Source organism: Dielma fastidiosa (assembly GCF_000313565.1).
Lineage (GTDB): Bacteria > Bacillota_I > Bacilli_A > Erysipelotrichales > Erysipelotrichaceae > Dielma > Dielma fastidiosa.
The window spans coordinates 16,205-38,269 of record NZ_HE578926.1 but is presented as its reverse complement, the minus strand read 5'-3'; the positions used below and the strand labels follow the sequence as shown (position 1 = coordinate 38,269).

The 22,065-nt window shown below is 36.8% G+C and carries 18 protein-coding genes, 1 riboswitch and 1 other annotated feature (1 of these 20 running past the window's edge); of the genes, 16 read left to right on the top strand and 2 right to left on the bottom strand.

Going from position 1 to position 22,065, the window contains the following annotated elements:
* Positions 1-180: a binding site (T-box leader), on the bottom strand (it extends 24 nt beyond the left edge of the window).
* A gap of 107 nt (positions 181-287) precedes the next feature.
* Complete coding sequence (locus DAHG_RS08055) at positions 288-1,445, bottom strand: M20 family metallopeptidase (RefSeq protein WP_022937833.1); 1,158 nt, start codon at positions 1,443-1,445, stop codon at positions 288-290.
* An 815-nt stretch (positions 1,446-2,260) separates the two neighbouring features.
* Between DAHG_RS08055 and cas9 the strand changes: the two genes are divergently transcribed.
* From cas9 to DAHG_RS21125, 13 genes are all read left to right on the top strand, one after another.
* Complete coding sequence (gene cas9, locus DAHG_RS08050) at positions 2,261-5,851, top strand: type II CRISPR RNA-guided endonuclease Cas9 (protein ID WP_022937832.1); 3,591 nt, start codon at positions 2,261-2,263, stop codon at positions 5,849-5,851.
* The gene (gene cas1, locus DAHG_RS08045) at positions 5,848-6,777 is read left to right on the top strand and encodes a type II CRISPR-associated endonuclease Cas1 (RefSeq protein ID WP_022937831.1); all 930 of its coding nucleotides are present in this window, start codon (positions 5,848-5,850) and stop codon (positions 6,775-6,777) included. The genes cas9 and cas1 overlap by 4 nt, the downstream gene beginning before the upstream one ends.
* Positions 6,778-6,781: 4 nt before the next feature.
* Positions 6,782-7,093 (top strand): CRISPR-associated endonuclease Cas2, encoded by a 312-nt coding sequence (gene cas2, locus DAHG_RS08040; RefSeq protein WP_026880887.1) that lies wholly within the window; start codon positions 6,782-6,784, stop codon positions 7,091-7,093.
* Complete coding sequence (locus DAHG_RS08035; protein WP_022937829.1) at positions 7,090-7,998, top strand: hypothetical protein; 909 nt, start codon at positions 7,090-7,092, stop codon at positions 7,996-7,998. The genes cas2 and DAHG_RS08035 overlap by 4 nt, the downstream gene beginning before the upstream one ends.
* 1,530 nt (positions 7,999-9,528) lie before the next feature.
* Positions 9,529-9,622: riboswitch (NiCo riboswitch) on the top strand.
* A gap of 111 nt (positions 9,623-9,733) precedes the next feature.
* Positions 9,734-10,660 carry a cation diffusion facilitator family transporter gene (locus DAHG_RS08030; protein ID WP_022937828.1) on the top strand — a complete coding sequence of 309 codons (927 nt, stop codon included), beginning with the start codon at positions 9,734-9,736 and terminating at the stop codon, positions 10,658-10,660.
* Between the two features lie 103 nt (positions 10,661-10,763).
* Positions 10,764-11,879 carry a DUF362 domain-containing protein gene (locus DAHG_RS08025; RefSeq protein WP_022937827.1) on the top strand — a complete coding sequence of 372 codons (1,116 nt, stop codon included), beginning with the start codon at positions 10,764-10,766 and terminating at the stop codon, positions 11,877-11,879.
* Positions 11,880-12,326: 447 nt separating this feature from the next.
* The gene (locus DAHG_RS08015) at positions 12,327-13,112 is read left to right on the top strand and encodes a histidinol-phosphatase (protein WP_022937825.1); all 786 of its coding nucleotides are present in this window, start codon (positions 12,327-12,329) and stop codon (positions 13,110-13,112) included.
* A 10-nt stretch (positions 13,113-13,122) separates the two neighbouring features.
* On the top strand, positions 13,123-14,082 hold the full coding sequence (locus DAHG_RS08010) for a hypothetical protein (RefSeq protein WP_022937824.1): 960 nt from the start codon (positions 13,123-13,125) through the stop codon (positions 14,080-14,082).
* Between the two features lie 35 nt (positions 14,083-14,117).
* Entirely contained in the window at positions 14,118-15,659 is a 1,542-nt protein-coding gene (gene cls, locus DAHG_RS08005) for a cardiolipin synthase (protein WP_022937823.1), read from the top strand.
* Positions 15,660-15,672: 13 nt separating this feature from the next.
* Positions 15,673-16,527 carry a patatin-like phospholipase family protein gene (locus DAHG_RS08000; protein WP_022937822.1) on the top strand — a complete coding sequence of 285 codons (855 nt, stop codon included), beginning with the start codon at positions 15,673-15,675 and terminating at the stop codon, positions 16,525-16,527.
* Between the two features lie 316 nt (positions 16,528-16,843).
* A complete protein-coding gene (locus DAHG_RS07995) occupies positions 16,844-17,449 on the top strand; it encodes a nucleotidyltransferase domain-containing protein (protein ID WP_022937821.1) in 606 nt (201 codons plus the stop codon).
* A complete protein-coding gene (locus tag DAHG_RS07990) occupies positions 17,442-17,792 on the top strand; it encodes a HepT-like ribonuclease domain-containing protein (RefSeq protein WP_022937820.1) in 351 nt (116 codons plus the stop codon). Before DAHG_RS07995 ends, DAHG_RS07990 begins: the two co-directional genes overlap by 8 nt.
* 152 nt (positions 17,793-17,944) lie before the next feature.
* Positions 17,945-18,121, top strand: coding sequence for a hypothetical protein (locus DAHG_RS21125; protein WP_022937819.1), 177 nt, complete (start codon positions 17,945-17,947; stop codon positions 18,119-18,121).
* 250 nt (positions 18,122-18,371) lie between these two features.
* On the opposite strand, the gene DAHG_RS07975 is transcribed toward DAHG_RS21125, so the two are convergent.
* A complete protein-coding gene (locus DAHG_RS07975; protein WP_022937817.1) occupies positions 18,372-19,193 on the bottom strand; it encodes an undecaprenyl-diphosphate phosphatase in 822 nt (273 codons plus the stop codon).
* Positions 19,194-19,501: 308 nt separating this feature from the next.
* Here DAHG_RS07975 and DAHG_RS07970 point away from each other — a divergent pair, with 308 nt between their 5' ends.
* The 3 genes from DAHG_RS07970 to DAHG_RS07960 all read left to right on the top strand — a co-directional run bounded on the left by DAHG_RS07970 (position 19,502) and on the right by DAHG_RS07960 (position 22,056).
* Entirely contained in the window at positions 19,502-20,677 is a 1,176-nt protein-coding gene (locus tag DAHG_RS07970) for a S1C family serine protease (protein WP_022937816.1), read from the top strand.
* A gap of 313 nt (positions 20,678-20,990) precedes the next feature.
* Positions 20,991-21,455: a DUF986 family protein gene (locus DAHG_RS07965; RefSeq protein WP_022937815.1), complete on the top strand. Its 465-nt coding sequence runs from the start codon at positions 20,991-20,993 to the stop codon at positions 21,453-21,455.
* 142 nt (positions 21,456-21,597) lie between these two features.
* On the top strand, positions 21,598-22,056 hold the full coding sequence (locus DAHG_RS07960) for a PTS sugar transporter subunit IIA (protein ID WP_022937814.1): 459 nt from the start codon (positions 21,598-21,600) through the stop codon (positions 22,054-22,056).
* The last annotated feature ends 9 nt before the right edge of the window (positions 22,057-22,065 follow it).

Below are 22,065 nucleotides of genomic sequence, written 5' to 3'. Positions count from 1 at the left end.
ACCACTCTACTTGTCAGCATTTGCTGACCACCTCTGCCCTTAATGCGGGAAACAGTTGCCTTACTTTCATACGGCAACATCTCCAAAGCTCGTTCATTTCTTTTGACCTGTCATGTTTCACCAAACCATGACTCTCTGCAAGTGCCGCTGGAAACTACTACTCTTTTTCATTGATGTTGAATCAATAATAGCTACAAAAATTTGAAATGTCAAGAGGTAAATGATAAAAAGATGAAAATTTTCAGGAAAAAGAGGGTTTTATGAAAGAATAACGCATTTAGAGAACATTATTGAATGCTGGCTTTGAATTCAGCTTTGATTTTTGCCAGTAGATCAGGCTGACTGATGCAGTCTTCACCAATTGATGCAAGGGCGGCAGCTCCGTTGATTAAGGCAGCTCTGCCCATTGGTGAAATCGTCGCGTCGGCTCTTTCTTTTGAGTGACCGGCAGCTTCCTGTCCGCAGATTTTGATATAGCCATGCAGGGCTGGGCAGCGGTAACTGACACTGCCGATATCGCTTGAACCGCCTGGTACCTCATCAACCGGCGTGGCTTCTAAACCTAATTCACTATATTTATCTTTGAGGCAATCAGCCAGTGTGTAGTTGATGACATTGTCTTCATACGGACATTCATAGACGGATGTTTCATAGGTTGTGCCGCAGGCTTTACAGGCGCCCTCAACACATTGGATGGCCTGTTCGCCCATAGCTTTCGCTTCTTTCATGGTAGCAGCACGGAAGTAGTATTCAAGAGAAGCATAGGCAGGAATGACATTGGCTGCCTCACCGCCGTTGCGGATAATGCCGTGGATGAATGAATTGGCAGGTGCGAATTGCCGCATGAAATTGATATTTACATAGGATAAGACAGCGGCATCGAGGGCGCTTTTGCCATCTCGCGGATGACAGCCATGGGCATTTTTGCCAAAGAATTCAAATTTTAATGGATAGATTGCATTGGTTCTGCCGCCTAAGCCATTCTCATCACTGGGATGCAGCATCATCGCGACATCGACATTGTCAAAGACACCGGCTTCAGCCATCGAAACTTTGCCGCCGAAGTTTTCTTCTGCCGGGGTGCCGATGATCCAGATCTGACCGCCGAGTTCATCAATTTTTGACTTTAAGGCGGCACCGGCGGTAATTCCAATACCGGCAATCAAGTTATGGCCGCAGCCGTGACCGACTTCTGGTAGCGCGTCAAATTCGCATAGATAAGCGATGGTTGGCCCGGGTTTTTTTGAATCATATTTAGCAATCCAGCCAGTCGGCACCACATAGCCTTCACTGACTTCAAAGCCAAGCAACCGGCATTTATCACACAGGACACCCATTGAGCGGAATTCTTCGTTGCCGATTTCAGGGTGATCATAGAGATCCTTAACAAGCTCCATCATTTCATCGGCAAGCGCTTCAGTTTGTATCTTCATATCAGTCAGCATAAAAGTACCTCGTTTCTTTTTCCATTATTATAAGAGCGTTTTTGAAAATGTAAAGGATTTTTTTGGGAAAAAGAAAAATACCTGACAGTTTCCTATCAGGTATTTCTCTGCAGTCCCCCGTGAAGGGGTGACTCTGATAATGAGTCTTGCAAAATGTATTTGTGCTTAGTTCAAGGCGTCCCTTGACTGTCTTTATGATAAATGAAATTATAAGAAAAGTCAATATGAAGGTATGAGTGTTTTTTTTGATTTATGAAGTAACTATTATGATATATATAACCTAAAAAACATAAAAATCTAGTAATATAAGCAATATATAATGATTACTATTATAAAGACTTCTTGCTGCTTTGTTTAGCCATGAAAACTACTTCGATAAATGAGGGTAACCTGATTAGGTAATACCTCTGCAGTCCATAGCTAAAACGTTTATTAACCATCTTGGTTCTAGAAGATGCTGTGAATGCTGAGCGGTGTTTTATTGTTCAGCTTTTATTTTATATAAAAAGGATCAATCAGTAAGGAGCTCCTGTACTTTTTGAAAATGTAAAATCAACTAGAATTCTGTGAAAGAGTGATTTTAACTTTAGGAAGTCAGAAGTGGAATTTAACTTACCATTTTAAATTTATATAAGTATTATGAATTAAGCTTTGACATAATATTCGTTTGTGTTAAAATTAACTTAATAAGTTATGCAGTTAAATTTGGGCTCTGCACAAAAAGAGGTGTTGGATAAAATAACATCTAGTATTTAGTAATGTGCTGTAAAACTATTTTTATATTTGTCTTACACAAAAATAGGGAGGTAAAGTAAATGAAAGAGAAATATATACTGGGTATTGATTTAGGTGTTGGCTCTATTGGATGGAGTTGCATGGCAGTGAATAATGAGAATGAACCAATTAGGATCATAGATTTGGGCAGCAGGATTTTTAGCGCGGAAAATGGTTCTATGGAAGATCGCCGAAATGCACGTGGATTACGCCGTCTGCTGCGCAGAAGAAAAGCAAGAATTCAGAAAACCAAAAATTTATTTATATCTAATAATTACTTTACAAAAGATGAAATGAATCTATTTTTTGAGAAAGAAGCTTGTAAGTATGACAATCCCTATTTATTAAAAGTAAAAGGGTTAAATAATAAATTAACGATTGAGGAACTTTTGATTTGTCTAGTGCATTATTCAAAATATCGCGGTTTTAAATCAAATCGTAAAGTAAAGGATGAGCATTCCACAAATAGTACGGCTTCAGCTTCTGAGGATCAAAAGCTACTTTATTCAATTCAAACAACAGAGAATGAATTAATAAACAATCAATGGACGATTTCTGAATATATAGTTAATGATCCTAAATTTAAAGATAAAATTAAGAATACAAGCGGAGAATATAAGATAGGTATCACAAGAGAAATGATTGTTAAGGAAGCTGAATTATTACTGAATAAACAGATTGAGATGAACGTAATCAGCGATCAATTCAAAAATGATTATTTGACTATTTTAACTAAACAATTATCTTTTTCAGAAGGACCAGAATGGGGACCTTATCATGATCCTTTATCTAAAATGATTGGTATCTGTAAATTTGACAAACAGGATCGAGCGCCTATTACATCTTATAGCTATGAGCTATATATTATGATTCAGAAATTGCGCAATATCACCTTTTATGAAGAAGGCAGTCGAATTAAGAATCGTTTAAATAATGAGCAAATTAAGAAACTACTTGAGGAAGCTGTCTCTGGAAAAGAAATTAAATATAAGAATATTCAAAAGGTGATCGGACATCAAGTCAATTTTCCAGGTCTTTTATTGACTAAGAAAGATTTTATGAAAATTGTCAGTAAATCCAAAGAAGAAAAAAATAAAGATAAAACATTAGAAGAATTAAAGAATGAAGCTAAGAATAACATTTCTGTCTATGAAATGAAAAATACTAAGATCCTGAAATCTCAGTTAAAAAAATTAGGTTATGAAAATGTCGAAGTGAAGGTTTTAGATGCTTTGGCTAATCTATTATCACGTTATAAATCAGATGATGAAATTCGCAAAGGAATAGAAGAAGATGAGCTTTTAAAAAATCAAGATCAATTATTTAAAGCGGCCATTCTGAAACTTGATGAAGGAAGTTTTAAAGAATTTGGTAAGCTTTCCTTCAATATGCTTTATCAGCTTTTACCATTGATGATTAATGAAGGAATGGATTATGCTCAGGCAATGGCAGCATTAAATCTTGACCATTCACAAGCGCATAAAAATGATACTGATTATGAAGAGCTGCCGCCGCTGAAAGAGGTTTTTGAAGAGTTGGATAAGACAGTTACAAATCGGTCTGTAATCGCAACTTTACAACAAACAAAAATGGTGATTAATGCTATTTTTGCACGTTATGGTAAACCAGTAGCTATTCATGTTGAAGTTGCCCGTGAATTAACTAAAAATGATACCGAGCGCAAACAATTAATGGATATGCAATTATCAAATCAAGTGACTAACACTAGTTTGAAAATGCAGATATTTAATAAGTATTCTGATCAGTTTACTTCTATGGCGAAAATTAGTCATGATGATTTAGTTAAGTATAAACTATTTATTGAGCAAGGCGGCATTGATCCTTATACGCTCGCTTTAACAAATGATGAAATGGCTGCGAAAATTAATGAAAAAACATTATTCACCCGTGAATATGAAATCGATCATATTATGCCATATTCAATTAGTTTTAATGATACTTTTGCTAATAAAACATTAGTTCGCAAAGAAAGAAATTTGGAAAAAGCGAATAATATACCTTATGAAGTATTTGGCAGAGATTCAGGATACGCAAAATATGAAGCATGGGTACTGCGTACGATTAATGATCCTAAAAAACAAGAGATATATTTATTAAAGAAAATACCGGATGATTTACAAGAAGAGTTCAGTGCAAGAGCTTTGAATGATACAAGATATGCCACTAAGGTTATTTGTGAGATTTTAAAGTATTGTTTTCCTTCCATCAAAGTTAAAAGCTTTACGGGGCAGATAACGGATAAATTAAAGGGAGTTTGGGGATTAAAAAATTTGACACATTCCTATCAAAATCCAAGTTATATACTGCATGATGAATTTGATGAAGAATTGAAGAAAAAATATGATTTACTGTCAATTTATATTACAGAAGAAAAAAATAATAAAGAGATTAAAAAGCTGAAGGAAGAAGTTGTGAAGCTGGAGAAACAAAGAGATCAAAAAAATCGTAAAAATCATCTTCATCATGCGTTGGATGCTGCAATTATTGCGTGTGCCACAGACTCCTTGCGTAGACGAGTAGAAATTCATGAGCAGAATCTGAGACAAAATTCATCTACAATGAGGAAATTTAAAGTTTCCGTAGTAGATCCGGCAACGGGTGAAATATCAACGCAAATAATCAATAGGACGGTGGCTGACTATGGCCAGCTTTATGATTTAACAAAGAATAGTGATCCTCGTCATTTCCCAATGCCATATGATAGTTTTAGGGATGAAATTAAATTAAGACTTTATGAGCGTGATGAGGCTACAATGAAGCGTGGCCTCATGTGTCTGGCAAATTATAACGCGGCTCAGGTAAATCAATGTAAGCCAGTGATTATTTCTCACCAATATACTAAAAAGGTAAATGGGCGGTTACATAAAGCTACTATTTATGGTGTTGCGCCGAAGCCTAAAACAGAAAACACAGTTGTTTTAACAAATCGAATGGCTGTAACTGATAAGAAATTTGATTATAAACAGCTTGATAAAATTTATGATAAAGAGGGGACTCAAAAGGCAGTGTATGAGGCTGTTAAATCATGGTTAAGCGGATATGCAAATGGTGAGGAAGCTTATAATTCACACAAGGAATTGCCTAAAAATAGTAATGGTAATCCAATTAAGAAAGTAAAATTAGATTATGATAGTCCAAAGGAAGAAATATTGCTGCATGAAGAGAAAAAACAATATGTAGAAAAGGAGAATGTAATCCAAACGCATGTGTTTAGACGTGAAGATTCTGATAAGCTATATTTTATAGGCATGGATCGCTATCGAGTGATGAATTTTAAAAATGACCCTGAGGTGCTTATTTGGTGGGGACAATCGAAAAATAATCGAAAAATCAAATATAGTGAATTAGCAAGAGAAGGCTATATTCCTTATGTGAAATTATACAAGAATCAAATCATTTTGCTGGAATTGCGAAATGGTGCTAAGGGACTATGTAAAGTTAATGGATTTAGTGCAGGAATGTTTGAAATAACCAGTATTTTAGGTGATGATTATGATATTTTAGCTTCAGGTTTACAAACTAAATCTAAATCACGATTAATAATAACAGTATCAACAATAAAATCTATTCAGCCAATTAATGTAGATATTTTAGGCAAGGTACATTTATGAGCTATCGTCAAATCTATATACGCAAAGCTGAAAAGTTATCGCTTAGGCATCATAGTTTAATTATAAAAAAAGAAAGTGAAGAGATTGCGATTCCTTTGGAGGATATCGCATCTCTTCTTTTAGAAGATCATCAAACTGTAATCACTGCAGCATTGTTAGCGGCACTGTCTGATTATTATATAACTTTAATCATTTGTGATGAAAAACATTTACCAATAACACAAACATTACCGATGAATATGCATTATAAACAATTGAAAGTATTTTATGATCAGTTAGGTGTTAAAAAGCCTTTTAATTCTCAATTATGGAATCGCTTGATTCATTATAAAATTTCGAATCAAAAAGCAGTTGTTGACAGTACTGTTAAGAATGAAGATGCATCAGTTAAATTGAAACAATGTATTAAAGATTTGCAGTCAGGTGATAAAACAAATAGAGAGGCGATAGCTGCTAAAATATTTTTTGAAGCAATGTACGGAAATGTATTTAGTCGTAAAAGAAAATCAGAGGATGCTGTGAATGCTGCTTTGAATTATGGATATAGCATTGTTGCTGGACAAGTTACTCGTGTCCTGACAATGTATGGTTTTAATACTAATATTGGCATTCATCATGAGTCAATGAATAATAGCTTCAACCTCAGTTATGATTTTGTGGAACCTTATCGCCCTGTTGTTGACCTTTATGTTTATAAGCATTTGAATGAGTTAGATTATCCGCTTCCTATAGCTATCCGAAAAGAATTAATTGAACTTCTTCAATTTAAAGTGAAAATGAATAAAAAATTTTATAATCTTCAGTTTGCCATCGAAGAAACTGTGAAAAGTTATATAAAATGTTTAGAAAATGATGATTCCTCATTATTGTGTTTACCTGAACTTACCATAGATGAAAATCAAGAAGATGATTCAATCGAGTTATAAATACATGCGATTAATGGTTGCTTTTGATCTTCCGATGGTAAGTAAACGTGATAAAAGGGTTTATACAAAATTTAGAAAGTTTCTGATGGATGATGGCTTTATTATGATGCAGTTTTCTGTTTATACTAGATTTTGCCGAAACCAAGCAGATGCAGATAAACATATACAGAGAGTAAAATCTAATTCGCCGGATACAGGGAATGTCAGAATATTATCCATTACGGAGAAACAATTTGAAGATATGCTATTAATAGTAGGGACAGCTATTCCTACAGGAAGAGAAGTAGATAAAAAATTTACATTGGTGATAGAATGAATAAACTCAGTTTTTATTATAATGAGCAGTATTATGAATTAAATTTTGATAAAATACTATGTTTTAATGTCAACTGTAAGTATATGAATGATTTAGCTGATATCATAGTTGATGGATTATCTGGCGGAACTAAAGAATTTCAATTTAATAATACGCTTATCAAGAAAAAAGAATACGAGGTCATTGATTATAATGGGACTACCATATTGGATGATTTAAAACTAACATCAAAAAGTTATAATTTAAAATTTCTTAAAGCAATAATTCAAGAATATGAGTATAAAGATATGTTATTAGCTCAATTAGCAGAATGCTTATGTGATATACAATTGGTAGTTCAAAGCAAATATAAATTTTTGTTAGAAGATTACCCAGGACTAGTTTCCCCTGAATTTAAAATGGATAATTTAGAGAATATATTTCAAAACTTGTTTCATTTAGTTGATAAGGAAGAGATTAACGATTCAATATCCAGGGAAATGCAACTTTTGTTGATACTTCATTTCTTAAATGTTAAAAGGGATAGCTTTCTAATTATTCGAGATTTCAAACAGGGATTAGATTTATCACAACAATTATATATTTTGGATAAGATGATGAGGAATGGAAAAGTGTATGTTGTATTATTCCTTAATGATGCAGAATTTTATTATTATACAAAAAATTTGATTTCTCATTTATTTGTAACAGATTATAAAATTGATTGCATTTTTAATAATGAAATTATTGAGAACTGTGAAAAGAAGATTTTGTATAAAGATTTTTTAGATCGTAATGAATATCATAATATTATTAAAGTTCTAGAAAAACAGCATACGTTTCTTAAATACAATGAATTATTATCTGAACGAGCTGATTTTATAAATTATTTTTTTGAGAAATATAACATAGATGATGTGATATAATTGGAAAACGGTAAAATTGCAGAAAATATTACATGATGAATGAAAGAAAAGCCGGTGAAATACGTAGGAAATATAGTAAAATCTTGCCATCTAATAGTGATTCTAGTAAAATGTATTTGTGCTTAGACATTTAATAACTCTTGTATTACAAATTCTCAATAGTGATTCTAGTAAAATGTATTTGTGCTTAGACGTAACGGTCATCACAAGTATCACCGGTGGCAATAGTGATTCTAGTAAAATGTATTTGTGCTTAGACAATATGGATATTGATGTTCGGGGCTTTAAATAGTGATTCTAGTAAAATGTATTTGTGCTTAGACATTTCGTTCAGTTCGCGCAAATCCTCCGCAATAGTGATTCTAGTAAAATGTATTTGTGCTTAGACTTAGGATTTCGTCACTTTTGTCGATCCATTAATAGTGATTCTAGTAAAATGTATTTGTGCTTAGACGTAAAAATTACATGAGGCGGTTCAGAACTGAATAGTGATTCTAGTAAGATGTATTTGTGCTTAGACTCATGTTTAAAGCAATATAACTTCCCAATAAATAGTGATTCTAGTAAAATGTATTTGTGCTTAGACTGAACCTGTACTCTCTCGGTCCCAAGCCGAAATAGTGATTCTAGTAAAATGTATTTGTGCTTAGACTTGGATTGCGCTTTTTCTTTACCCATTTAAAATAGTGATTCTGGTAAAATGTATTTGTGCTTAGACAGATCACCAACTGAAACAGGGGAGTTCAAAATAGTGATTCTAGTAAAATGTATTTGTGCTTAGACTATACATGGTACACTACTTATAGGTTCAGTAATAGTGATTCTAGTAAAATGTATTTGTGCTTAGACTCATTGCTTGTAACAAGCATAGTTACATCAATAGTGATTCTAGTAAAATGTATTTGTGCTTAGACGAGTAATTGAGGGAAATACTTATTGTCTTAAATAGTGATTCTAGTAAAATGTATTTGTGCTTAGACTCTATTATCTCAACAACATCGCCAGTGCGCAATAGTGATTCTAGTAAAATGTATTTGTGCAAAATTTACTTGGAAATTGTTCATGATTGCCATTTAATAGAAATTCTAGTAAAATATATTAGTGCTTAAACCTAGATTAAAAACATAGGTATTATGAGTTAATAATGATTCTAGTAAAATGTATTTGTGCTTAGACATTTCTGCCGATTCCTTATCAATGTATTTAATAGTGATTCTAATAAAATGTATTTGTATCTAATTAATTTTGTAATCATACTCAATTTTTCAAATTCATATATGACCTAATTAATTATTATGCTAAGTCATAAATTTGATTGAATTACACTTGTTAATATATTCAAGTTGATTTTTATTAATTGTATTTTATAATTAATGTTTCTAGTAAAATGTATTTGTGCCTAAATAATGTTATTAATTGCATTTCAAAATTGTTGCTTTCAGCCTCACACTTCCTTGACACCCCTCATATAATATGTTATAACACAGTTAACTCTTTGCACTGCATTACATTCTATTGAATGCGAGATCAACAGTACAAACTGAGCAGGCGATGAACCTTTTAGGTCATGGGGCCGGGCTGCTGAGGCGGCAACAGATGTTAACTTAGCATCTGTGGGACAGTTGTATGTTCCACAGATGTTTTTTTTAACCATTTGCGGAATTCATTCTCAATGAAGTGCCATAAGAGATAAGACATTTTCGTACATTTATGACGAAATTAGGAGGACTCTTTTATGACAACAGAAAACAAAACGCCATGTGAAATGGCAATCAGCACCGCTGACAAGAATGAAGCGGTAATTATTCGCAAACTGTCAATGGTAAGTTTAATTGGCAACACCGCATTATCCGGTTTTAAAATGTTCGCGGGCATCGCAGGCAACTCAGGAGCTATGATTTCCGATGCCATCCACTCTTTCTCCGATGTTTTAACAACTTTAATCGCGTGGATCGGTGTCAAGGTTTCCAAGAAAGCCGCTGACGACTCACATCCTTATGGTCATGAGCGCTTAGAATGTGTCGCGTCATTAATCCTAGGACTGGTATTAATGGCTACCGGACTTGGGGTTGGCAAGGTTGGAATAGAAAATATCATTGCCAATCAATATGATGCGTTAGCCGTACCCAAAGCCATCGCTCTTGCCGCTGCCGTATTTTCCATAATAGGAAAGGAAGCAATGTTTTGGTATACAAGACATTATGCGCGAATCATTCATTCATCCGCATTCATGGCAGACGCATGGCATCACCGTTCAGACGCGCTTTCCTCTATCGGCTCATTGATCGGCATAGCCGGTGCGATGTTAGGCTACCCCGTCATGGACTCAATCGCAAGTGTTGTCATCTGTTTATTCATTTTAAAGGTTGCTTACGATATTTCAAAAGACGCGCTGATCAAAATGCTGGACACTTCCTGCGGTGAAGATTATGAAGAGCAGCTGACTAGCTTTATTGCTGAAAAGGAATCTGTACTATCCGTCGATATGCTTCATTCACGGATGTTTGGCAACAAGGTTTATATTGATTTAGAAATATCTGTTGATGGCAATAAATCACTCCGTGAGGCTCATGAGGTCGCTGAGCATATACACAAGGATGTAGAACATAACTATCCTGAAATTAAACATATCATGATCCATGTAAATCCGGCGAATGAGTAAAGTTCAAAACATCGTTATTCATTTATCTCAACTATCACAACTCACCAATTGTACTTTAAACACAAAAAAAGTATAATAGGCGTATAAATGGGAGGTATGAATTATGGATAAAGCTAAAGTTTACTATTGTGACTTTACCGCAACGGCTGACTGCAATCTGCTTCAAAAGCTGGAAAAGCTAATCAAAACGGCAGGTATTGAAACAATTGATTTCAAAGATAAATTTACGGCGATTAAAATACATTTTGGTGAACCGGGAAATCTGTCTTATTTAAGACCTAATTATGCGAAAGTTTTAGTTGATTTAATTAAAAAGAATGGCGGCAGCGCTTTTCTTACTGACTGCAATACACTTTATGTAGGCCGCCGTAAGAATGCGATTGATCATTTGGATACGGCTTATGAAAATGGCTTCAATCCTTTTGCGACAAACTGTCATGTCATTATCGCTGATGGCTTGAAAGGCACTGATGATATTGATGTGCCGGTTAATGGCGAATATGTGACATCAGCAAAAATTGGCCGTGCTGTTATGGACGCTGATATTTTCATTACGCTGACACATTTTAAGGGTCATGAATCAACTGGTTTTGGCGGCTGTCTGAAAAATATCGGCATGGGCTGCGGTTCAAGGGCCGGTAAGATGGAAATGCATTATAGCGGCAAGCCGATGGTTAATCAGGAAATGTGTGTCAGCTGCGGTCAGTGTTATAAAAACTGTGCGCATGGCGCTATTTCATTTGTTGAACGCAAGGCCGTTATCGATCATACCAAGTGTGTTGGCTGCGGCCGCTGCATCGGTGCCTGCAATCATGATGCTATCCACCCTACCAATGGTTCGGCCAATGATCTGCTGAATAAAAAGATTGCGGAATATTCGCTGGCTGTTGTTCAGAACCGCCCGCAGTTTCATATCTCATTAGTCGTTGACGTATCACCATGCTGCGACTGTCACTCTGAAAACGATTTGCCAATCATCGGTGATGTCGGTATGTTTGCGTCTTTTGATCCTGTCGCTATCGATCAGGCATGTGCTGATATGTGTCAAAAGGCACCGGTTATTCCAGGTTCTCAGCTTGCTAAAAACCGGGAACACCACTGTGATCACCATGATCCGTTTACCGGCACGCACCCGGATACAAATTGGGAAGTTTGTTTGGAGCACGCGCAGAAAATCGGTCTCGGCACCCGCAGCTATGAATTAATCGAAATTAAATAACTAGTAAAAGCAAAACCCGCTGTCACAATATGTCAGCGGGTCTTTTCATTTTAAACAGAAAAAAAGAATTGTCTTTTGACTAGGAGGACAATTCTTGAGGGCTGTGAAACAATTGCTTTCGTTGAGTTTTAGGTAGGTAGGGACAAATATAGTTCATGAAAAAGTTTAATGATTGTTTCACATGCATACTATAACACGTCATTAACAAAAAGAAAACGGAAGTGACAAAACTGTAACACAATTTTAACTCAATGTTAATAATCAGCATAGTATATCTTGAAAAGAGGTTTCTGATGAAAGATAAATGTATTGAGCTGAGTCTGTTTGCATTGATTTTAGTGATTCTTGCGGTGATACTGAATTTTAGACAGATCGTGCAATATCTGATGCTAATACTATAAATTGTTCGTTAATCAGTGTATAATAAAGGGGATTGGCAGGTGGAATATGAAAAGTAAACAGGATTTTAATATGCATACCCACACCAAGCGCTGCGGACATGCCTACGGCGATGATGAACAATATGTTTTGGCCGCTATTGATGCAGGTTTTAAACAGCTTGGCTTTAGTGAACATATCGGTTATACATGGTTTGATATACCGACAGACCGCATGCTTTATCGGGATACTAATGATTATCTGACTTCGATTTATCATCTGAAAGAAAAGTATCGTGACAAAATTGATATTAAAGTTGGTTTTGAAATCGAGTATTATGATAGTGAGGTTGATTTTCTTAAAGACATGCGTGAACGCTGTGATTATATGATTGTTGGTCAGCATTGCAAATATGTTGATGGTTTTGGTTTTGATTATTTATGCCGGGATGAGGATGTCAGAGATTATACTGATCTTGTCTGTAAGGCAATGCGCAGCGGTTTAGTCAGCTGTTTGGCGCATCCGGATTACTTCATGCTTGGCCGCCGCAGTTTTTCCAAGGCTTGTGAGGAAGCGGCTCATCAGATTGCCCAATGCGCGGTTGAATGTGATGTTTTGCTGGAAGTGAATCTGAAAGGAAGAAAGAGCGGCAAGAAGCCTTATGCACAAGGTGACGCTTATCCGTATCCTTATCGGCCTTTTTGGGAGATTATTGCCCAATATTCGGTGCAGTGTGTCTATGGCTATGACGCTCATGTACCCGTTGATCTGCTTGATGAACGAGCAATTGATGAATGTAATAAACTGATTGAGGGTCTGAATCTGACCTTTGCGGATGAATTTAAGATAAAATAGGAGATGAATTATGAAGCAGGATTTAAAAGATAAATATACACAAACTTATGGCTGCCGTTTTTATTCATGGCAGAAGAAGAAATTCCATGCGGCCTTGGATGAGGATTTTAAGGCATTGGGAATGGAAGGCTCTGTGCTGATGAAGAAACGTTTCAGTGTTTTTCCGCGTTATGATTATGTGTACGGTAATTTGAAACAGGCAAAAAATATCTTGGTGATTCCTTATGATACACCAGAGCGCTGTCTGTGGTATAAAAATACATATTATGTCAATAACGGAACAAAGAATCAGAATGCCGGTTTAGTACAGACATTTGTACCGATCATTGTATTCTATCTGCTGTTTGTTGTCTTGCTGTATGTGCTGCCGCCTTATTTTCCAACGGCTGGGGCGCAGGCTGCAATCAGTCTGATCAGTTTATTGCTGATGGCACTGATTCTAGTTGCATTAACTAAGGGATTTCCTAATAAGAAGAATTTTAACCGTAATACGAGTGGTATTCTGGCAGCTCTTGAAATTGCGGATGCAATTGGGGTTGACGGCCGCCGCAAGACAGCCTTCGTCTTTACAGACGCGAATAAGGGTGTCTTCTTCGGCGATATGATTTTAAAGGATGAATTATCCTTTATGAATCGTAATCCCAATGTGATTCAGCTGAATTGTGTTGGTGACGGTGAGGAGCTTTCAATCGGTTATACACAGGGTAACCGCAAGTCAGCCAATGAATTAGTTAAATGCTGTAAGGGTGATGTGAAGCATGAAATGTGTGAATTAAAAGAGGAGGAACGTCAGAATTCTTCGATGGCACATTATAAAAAAGGATTGTTGGTTACCAGTGGTACAATGAATGAAAAGGGCTATCTGGTAACAATGAAAACAGCTTCCGGGAAGGATTGTGTCCTGGATGATGCTTTGATTGATACGGTTACTGAAATGCTGAAACGCTTTATCGCTGCGGATAAGAAATAAGCTTTATTATTTAGTCAAGGGCGGGAGGTGAACTTATGAATTTGAAGAAGCTGGTAAGCGTGCTGACTTCTAAGACAGCTTTTGTGGCTTACCTGATTCTGCTTCAGCTGTTGTTTTTGCTGAGTGTGGTTTCAATACTGAGCGCCTATTCCAGATTTATCAATCAGATTTTAAATCTGCTGAGTATTGTCATGGTCATCTATATCATGAATAAGGATGAAAATCCTTCTTATAAACTAGCTTGGATCGTTGTCATTATGCTGGTGCCGATTTTCGGCGGACTGCTTTATCTGCTGTTTGGCGGACAAAAGGTGCCGAAGGCTTTAATGCGCCGTGATCATGAATCACAGCTAAATGTTCATAGGATCATTTCACAGGATAAGCAGATCATGCAGGAAATCCGCGATCAGGATGAGAATGCTTATAAGCAGGCTAATTATCTTTGGAAAAATGCTGATTTCCCGGTTTATAAACGAACGCAGACAACCTTTCTGCCAAGCGGTGAGGTAAAGTTTGAACGGTTAGTTGAAGAATTGAAAAAAGCAAAGAAATTTATCTTCCTTGAATATTTCATTATTGAAGAAGGGATTATGTGGAATACCATCCTTGATGTTTTGGTGGAAAAGGTGAAGCAGGGTGTTGATGTCAGATTGATGTATGATGATGCCGGCTGTATCCCTAAGCTAGATCCCGATTATTATAAGACGATTCAGGCATTAGGCATTAAGTGTAAGGTATTTAATCCGATTCAGGCAAAGCTGGCAATACAAATGAACAATCGTGATCACCGTAAGATTGTGGTGATTGATGGTTTGGTTGGCGTAACCGGCGGTATTAATTTGGCTGATGAATATATGAATGCGAAAACAGTTTATGGTCATTGGAAAGATTGTTCAATTATGATCCGTGGTGAAGCGGTATGGAATTTTACTTTGATGTTTCTGCAGTTTTGGAATTATGATGAAAAGGTTTGCGACGACTATCTGCTGTATAAAGCGGATGCTCATGCCTTTGATGATCTGAGTGATGATGGGTATGTACAGCCTTTCTCTGATTCACCGACAGATGATGAGCATGTGGGTGAAAATATTCATATCTCACTGGTAAATGCCGCAAATCGTTATATATTTATTCAGACGCCTTATTTGGTACTGGATAATGAAATGAAAACATCGCTGGAGCTGGCGGCTAAATGCGGTGTTGATGTGCGCATCATGGTACCGCATATTCCGGATAAAAAGTTTGTGTTTGAGGTAACGCGGGCCAATTATCGCTCTCTGCTTAAGAACGGTGTGAAGATTTATGAATATACCCCGGGCTTTGTCCATGCGAAAACGATGGTCACTGATGATAAATTAGCAGTTATTGGTACGATTAATCTTGACTTCAGAAGTTATTATCTGCATTATGAATGTGGTGTCTGGATGTATGAAAGCCGGGCTGTCATGGATCTGAAGGCAGATTACTTAAAAACATTGGAAAAATGTGAAGAAATCACTTACGAAAAATATATGAAGTCAAATATTTTGAGAAGGGCTTACCGTTCCATTTTAAGTCTGTTCTCACCATTGCTTTAAAGGAGATTGAAGAATGAAAGAAAAAATAGGTTTAATCTGTGAAGGGGGAGGCACTAAAGCGGCATATACGGCAGGTGTTCTGCAGTGCTTCTTAGATAACAATATTGAATTCCCCTATACGGTGGGTATTAGTGCCGGAGCGGTTTGTCTGATGCCGTATGTGTCTAAGCAGCGGGATCGTCTGCGGGTGACAGGCGTTGATTCCGCAAGCCGTAAGGAAGCGGTCGGTTTATCACCGATCCTTCATGAACACGCGGTATTTGGTATTTATTCTACCTACAATTATATTGAGGAAATGACACCTTTGGATCATGAGGCTTATCAAAAAAACGCTGCCCAGATGGATGTTGGTTTATATAATTTGGATACTGGTGAGGTTGAATACTTTGATAAATCTTATCATGAACAGGATGATATTTTGATTAAAGCAGCCTGTGCTTTGCTGTTGCTGACGAAACCGGTGGCATTTAATCATGGCACTTATATGGACGGCGGTTTGGTCGATATGATTCCCATCGAGCAATCCATTCGTCAGGGCTGCAGCAAGCATGTCTTCATTTCAACCAAAGAAGAGAATTATGTCCGTAAACCGGCGGCTAAGTATCAGCTGATGCTGGCATCGCTGTTTTATGGCAAGTATAAGCATGTACGCAAGGATCTTGAGCTGCGCCATGTTCATTATAATGAACAGTGGGAGAAGGTAAAACAGCTTGAAAAAGAAGGCAAGGCGATAACGCTTCGGCCATCAAGAGATATGGGAGTTACCCGTTATACTCAGGATAAGGAATTGCTGGGGGCTTGGTTTGACCTAGGTTATCAGGATACTTTGGATCGCATGGATATGATTCTTGATTTTATCAACAGTTAAAAATGCGTTTTATAATTGGCTGGACGAGGTTAGAATGCAATTAAACAAACTTTATACTGATTAGAAAAATAAAAGAGCCTTGGCTATTGGACATATAGCCGTGGCTCTTTCTTTACGGGCAGCTATTTTTTGCCTTTTCCATCTATCTATTACGCTTGATTTTGCGAGATAACATCAAAGAGATGCTGGTTAAATATCTATCGTACAGTTTATTGCTATGAGGACTAAAAAGTTATGGAAGCTAAATAAGGAATTGAATTTTTGATAGCTCAAAAAGACTTACAGCTAATGTTCCATTTGTGGCAGGTGTGTTAATATGATTTTAATAAACGCAAAAATTGCGCATTTTACTTTTATTAAACACGCAATTTTTGCACTTTTTATTTTATTCAATACGCAATTATTGCGTGTTATCCCTTTTAATGATATACTATCTATAGAGGTGATGGATGTGACGTTAAGGCAACTTCGCAAACAAAAACAACTAACTCAGTGTGAATGTGCTCAATACCTTGGCATTCCTTTGCGTACCTATCAAAACTACGAAACAGATGAAGCCAAGGTGACATCAATTAAATATGCTTTTATGATGCAGAAGTTAGAACAATATGGTTTCGTTGATGAAACACATGGCATTTTGACGCTTAATCAAATAAAAGAGATATGTACTGATATTTTCAGAAATTTTGATATTGAATATTGCTATTTATTTGGTTCTTATGCTAAAGAAACCGCCAATGAAAAGAGCGATGTGGATCTTTTGATTTCCACTTCTATTACAGGAATGAAATATTATGATTTGGTTGAAGCATTACGCGAAGGTTTGAAAAAGAAGGTTGACGTCTTAAAGCGTGAACAGTTGAATGACAATCCAGAATTAATGAATGAAATATTGAAAGATGGAATAAAAATATATGGATAATAAGAAAGATAATCAATATTACATTAAGAAAATAGTCACTGATTTAGAATTTATTATAGAACATACAGAAGGACTGACGCAATCTGAACTCGAAGATAATGAACTCCTTACTGATTCAGTGATGTTTAGGTTGATTCAAATTTCGGAAAACGCAGATCGCTTGACAGACAATTTCAAAAATCAAACTTCGATACCATGGCGTGCAGTTAAAGGTATGAGAAACCGAATTGTTCATGAATATGGTGATGTTGATTTAACTGTAGTGTATGATACCGTACATGAAGATCTTCCAGAACTCCTTCATGAGTTAAATAAAATATGCAAGCAGACAGTGAAAAATTGAAACTTTAATATTGTAAATTAGATAATCGGATTTGATTCTCGTTAGTATTCATGCAGGTGGTGTCGAATTTGCTGATGTTAATAAAAAATTCGTGTTTCGCACTAATGAATTTGATTAAGATATATGATAATAAAGGGAGGTATTGAAGAGAAATGGAAGATAATGAACAGATTTTTTGTCCTATTGTTGAACGGATGATTAACATTATAAATTGTATTGTATGCAGAGATGTCGTAGACAAGCAGTTGATAGAAACTTGTCTTGAAGCTGAGTTTAATAAAGATGATTTTAGAGAAAAATGTAAAAACTGTAAATATTATGCTTATTAAGCACCCATAAAAGGGTGCTTTATTAGAAGCAATTGGACTGATATAAAAAAAGCAGCCAGAGCTGCTAGAAATTAAATATAGTAAATACTGCTGTCAGCATTCCCTGATCTACTGCATACATATACAGAAGATATAGGGCAAAAAGACAAAGTCCGAAGAGGACTAGCTTAAAGATTTTTTTAATCAGCCCGAAGATAATAAATAGGGCTAATAATATCAGAATAATCGATGAATCCATAAAATTTCACTCCTAACGAATAAAGGCAAAGTACAAAAGGACAAGCACCCCCAAAGCGATGCGGTAATAACCAAAAATCTTGAAATCATGTTTGCGGATATATTTCATCAATGCGCGGATTGCAACGACGGATACTAAAAAGGCTGTGACCATACCTACCAAAAGAACCAATACCTGTGCAAAGGTGAAAGAACCGCTGTACTTAACAATATCAAGCAATGAAGCACCAAACATCACCGGAATCGCGACAAAGAAGGTAAATTCACTGGCAACGGTTCGTGATAAACCAAGCATGATGCCGCCTAAGATTGTCGCCCCGGAGCGTGAAGTGCCGGGAATCAATGCTAATACCTGAAAGACGCCGATCAGCAGTGCTTCTTTGTAAGTAATTGCATTTAATGTGTTGGTAACAGATACTTTCTTTTGGTTCTCAATCAGAATAAAGCCGATACCGTAGACAATTAAAGTGATTGCCACCACCGTTGAATTAAAAAACAGCTCTTTGATCGTATCATTAAATAAAACACCGATAATACCGGCTGGCACACATGCTACCAGAACCTTAGACCATAATTCAAAGGTATTGGCTTTTTCGGTTGCTGATTTTCTTCGGGAGAAGGGATTCAGCTTATGGAAATACAGTAATACTACGGCAAGAATCGAGCCAAACTGAACGACAACGAGAAACAGATCGACAAACTCAGCAGGAAACTGCATTTTGATAAATTCATCAACCAGAATCATATGGCCGGTACTGCTGATTGGCAGCCATTCAGTGATACCCTGTACAATGCCAAGCAAAATCGCTTTTAATATTTCAAGAGTAAGATTCATAATTTCCTCCAGACTTTCCTATTATATGAAAAGAATACTCATTTATTGTACCTTGACTGGCGCTATACTTCAAGATTTTTTCGCAAACCCATTCGGTTTATTAGTTAAATACAGTTGTTCATTTAAGTTTACGCTGAATCAAAAAAGGGGATATAATAAGGCGGTAAAGAGCATTGGTGACAGCCTAGATAATCTTGCGTAAGATTTGACGAAATTTTCCATAATTGTTCACCTAATCTTCACATTGATTTCATATAAATGTCACGAATGCTTCCTATACTAGAAGCATAAACAAGGAGGTTGAGTTTATGAGTAATGAAGAAAGAAATCCTGAAATACTGGAAGCAGAGGTTAATGAAAGACAGGTTGAACAGCCTGAGAAGAAGCACTTCTTCCGTTCGAATAAAAAAATTATCGCATTGTGTCTGGCAGGCTGTTTATTATCCACCGGATTAGGCTTTGCCGGCGGTTATCTGGCAGTCAGCTTGACGAGTCCAAGCAATGACAGCAGTAAATCAGTTTTGTATCAGTCAGTGATACAAACGAAGGCGGATGGCAGTGAGGCAACGAATATGTCGATTCCTGATGTCGCGGCAACAGTAAAGGAAAGTGTGGTTGAGATCGTTACATCAACGGTTAAGACTAGTACCTTCCTGCAGCAATATGTAGCCAGCGGTGCCGGTTCGGGAGTAATCATTTCATCAGACGGTACAATTATAACGAATAATCATGTAATTGAGGGTGCTACTTCGATTACGGTACGTTTAAGTGATGGTACAGAATATGATGCGGAAGTGATTGGCAGTGATTCGCAGACCGATGTCGCGGTAATTAAAATCAACGCGTCTAATTTAAAACCAGCCGTCTTTGGTGATTCAAGCAATCTGGTAGTTGGTCAAAGTGTTGTCGCGGTTGGCAATCCATTAGGTGAGTTAGGCGGTTCAGTGACCGAGGGTATTATCAGCGCGCTTGATCGTTCAATTACAATCAGCGGTCAGACTATGACGCTGCTGCAGACTACGGCGGCTATTAATCCGGGTAATTCTGGCGGTGGTTTATTTAATACAAATGGTGAACTGATCGGTATTGTCAATGCTAAATCAAGCGGCAGTGATGTCGAAGGTATCGGCTTTGCAATTCCGGTTAATATTGCCAAGGAAGTTGCGGAGCAGCTGATCTCAAACGGTAAGGTTGAAGGCCGTCTGACATTGGGTATCAGTTATGTGGAAATCAGCAATGTACAGACAGCGATGAGCTATGGTGTGAATACTCTTGGCTTATTAGTTGCGGAAGTAAGTGAGGGCTCTAATGCTGAACGCGCGGGCTTCATGAAAGGTGATTTGATTATTGCTGCCGATGAGGAACAAATCTCTTCTTCAGCGGAATTAAAGGCTAAGCTGCAAAGTCATGTGCCGGGTGATACAATGACTTTCAAGGTTATTCGTGATAAGCATTACATTGATCTAAGTGTTGTTCTTGAATAATAAATAATCATCAAGAGTAAAATAAAAACGGCGGAGCAAGCGCCGTTTTTATATGCGATTTTTCTGTTTTCGAAGTGAAAGGGATTTAAACACTTCATGTTTAACAGAAGTTAAAGGCAACATATTCTGAGTATCGCAATACAGAAGTATGTCTTCATCAGCCTTTATGCTTCCATTTTATCGAAAGCACTTACAAAATTCAAGTTCAAAATGTTAAATTCTCATTGAAAAGATTCAAAATGCACAAATGTTCATCATAAGTCTGCTATAATATCAGTATCAATGAGAGTAATTTCAAAAGGAGTGGATTTTTATGGTTATAGTTATACTTTGTGTCGCATTGGGTGTATTCCTTGCCTATAAACGTGTTAAACAGTTTTTGATGACCCGCACGGCCATTCAGGAAGCAATCAAGGGCGGCCAAAAGCTTCAGCTGCTGCGTTTAAGCACCGGCAATGTCATTCTGTTTCTGATTACTGCCGGCTTAGCGGGATTTGCCTTATATCGTTATATTGCTGATCCGGTAACGACCGCGGTCTGTGCATTGCTGATTCTGTTAAGTATCGGTGAAATCTTTGGTGCTATCACAGTTAAAGACTTCTATTATGATGAACATGGCTTTTTCTATTGCAATAAATATTTTAAATACAGTGAAGTAAAGAAGCTGACAACCCAGAAGGGGATCGTTATGATGTATGGGGTAGAGACAACAACGAATGATTTATTCTCGGTCAGCAAGCAGGCTTATGAGATCATTGCAAAACATAGTAAGAAGTAACTTTTATGAACGGTTATTAATTTATATGAATTTTTAAAACTTTAGAAATGCACATTCGTGCAAGTAAATGGCAGAGCGTTGACAAATGTTCTGCCATTTATTATTTTATAAGTGTAAAGCGCTTACACCAAGGAGTGAAATTATGAAGGAAGAATTACTTAGCAAAGATTGTATTCAAATCGCCGATAGCGTTACGGACTGGCAGGCCGCAATTAAGCTGGCGGCACAGCCGATGCTGAACAAGGGGTATATAGAAGAACGGTATATTGACGCGATGATTGAAACAGTCAATACGCTGGGTGCCTATATTGTTATAGCTCCAAATATTGCCATGCCGCACGCACGCTCAGAAAGCGGTGCTCTGAAAAATGGTTTTGCCATATTAAAATTGAAAACCCCCGTATATTTTGATGAGTCTCAAGACAGCCGGGCGGTATTGATTCTGCCGATTTCATGTGTTGATAATGCTGCACATATGAAAATGCTGCAGGCTTTGGCAGCCGTACTTGGCGACCCTGAGCTTGCGGAAAAGGTCGTAGGCAGCAATGAAATTGATGAGATTTATAACATATTCGCAAACGTTGAATTAGAGGACGAATAAGGAGGAAAT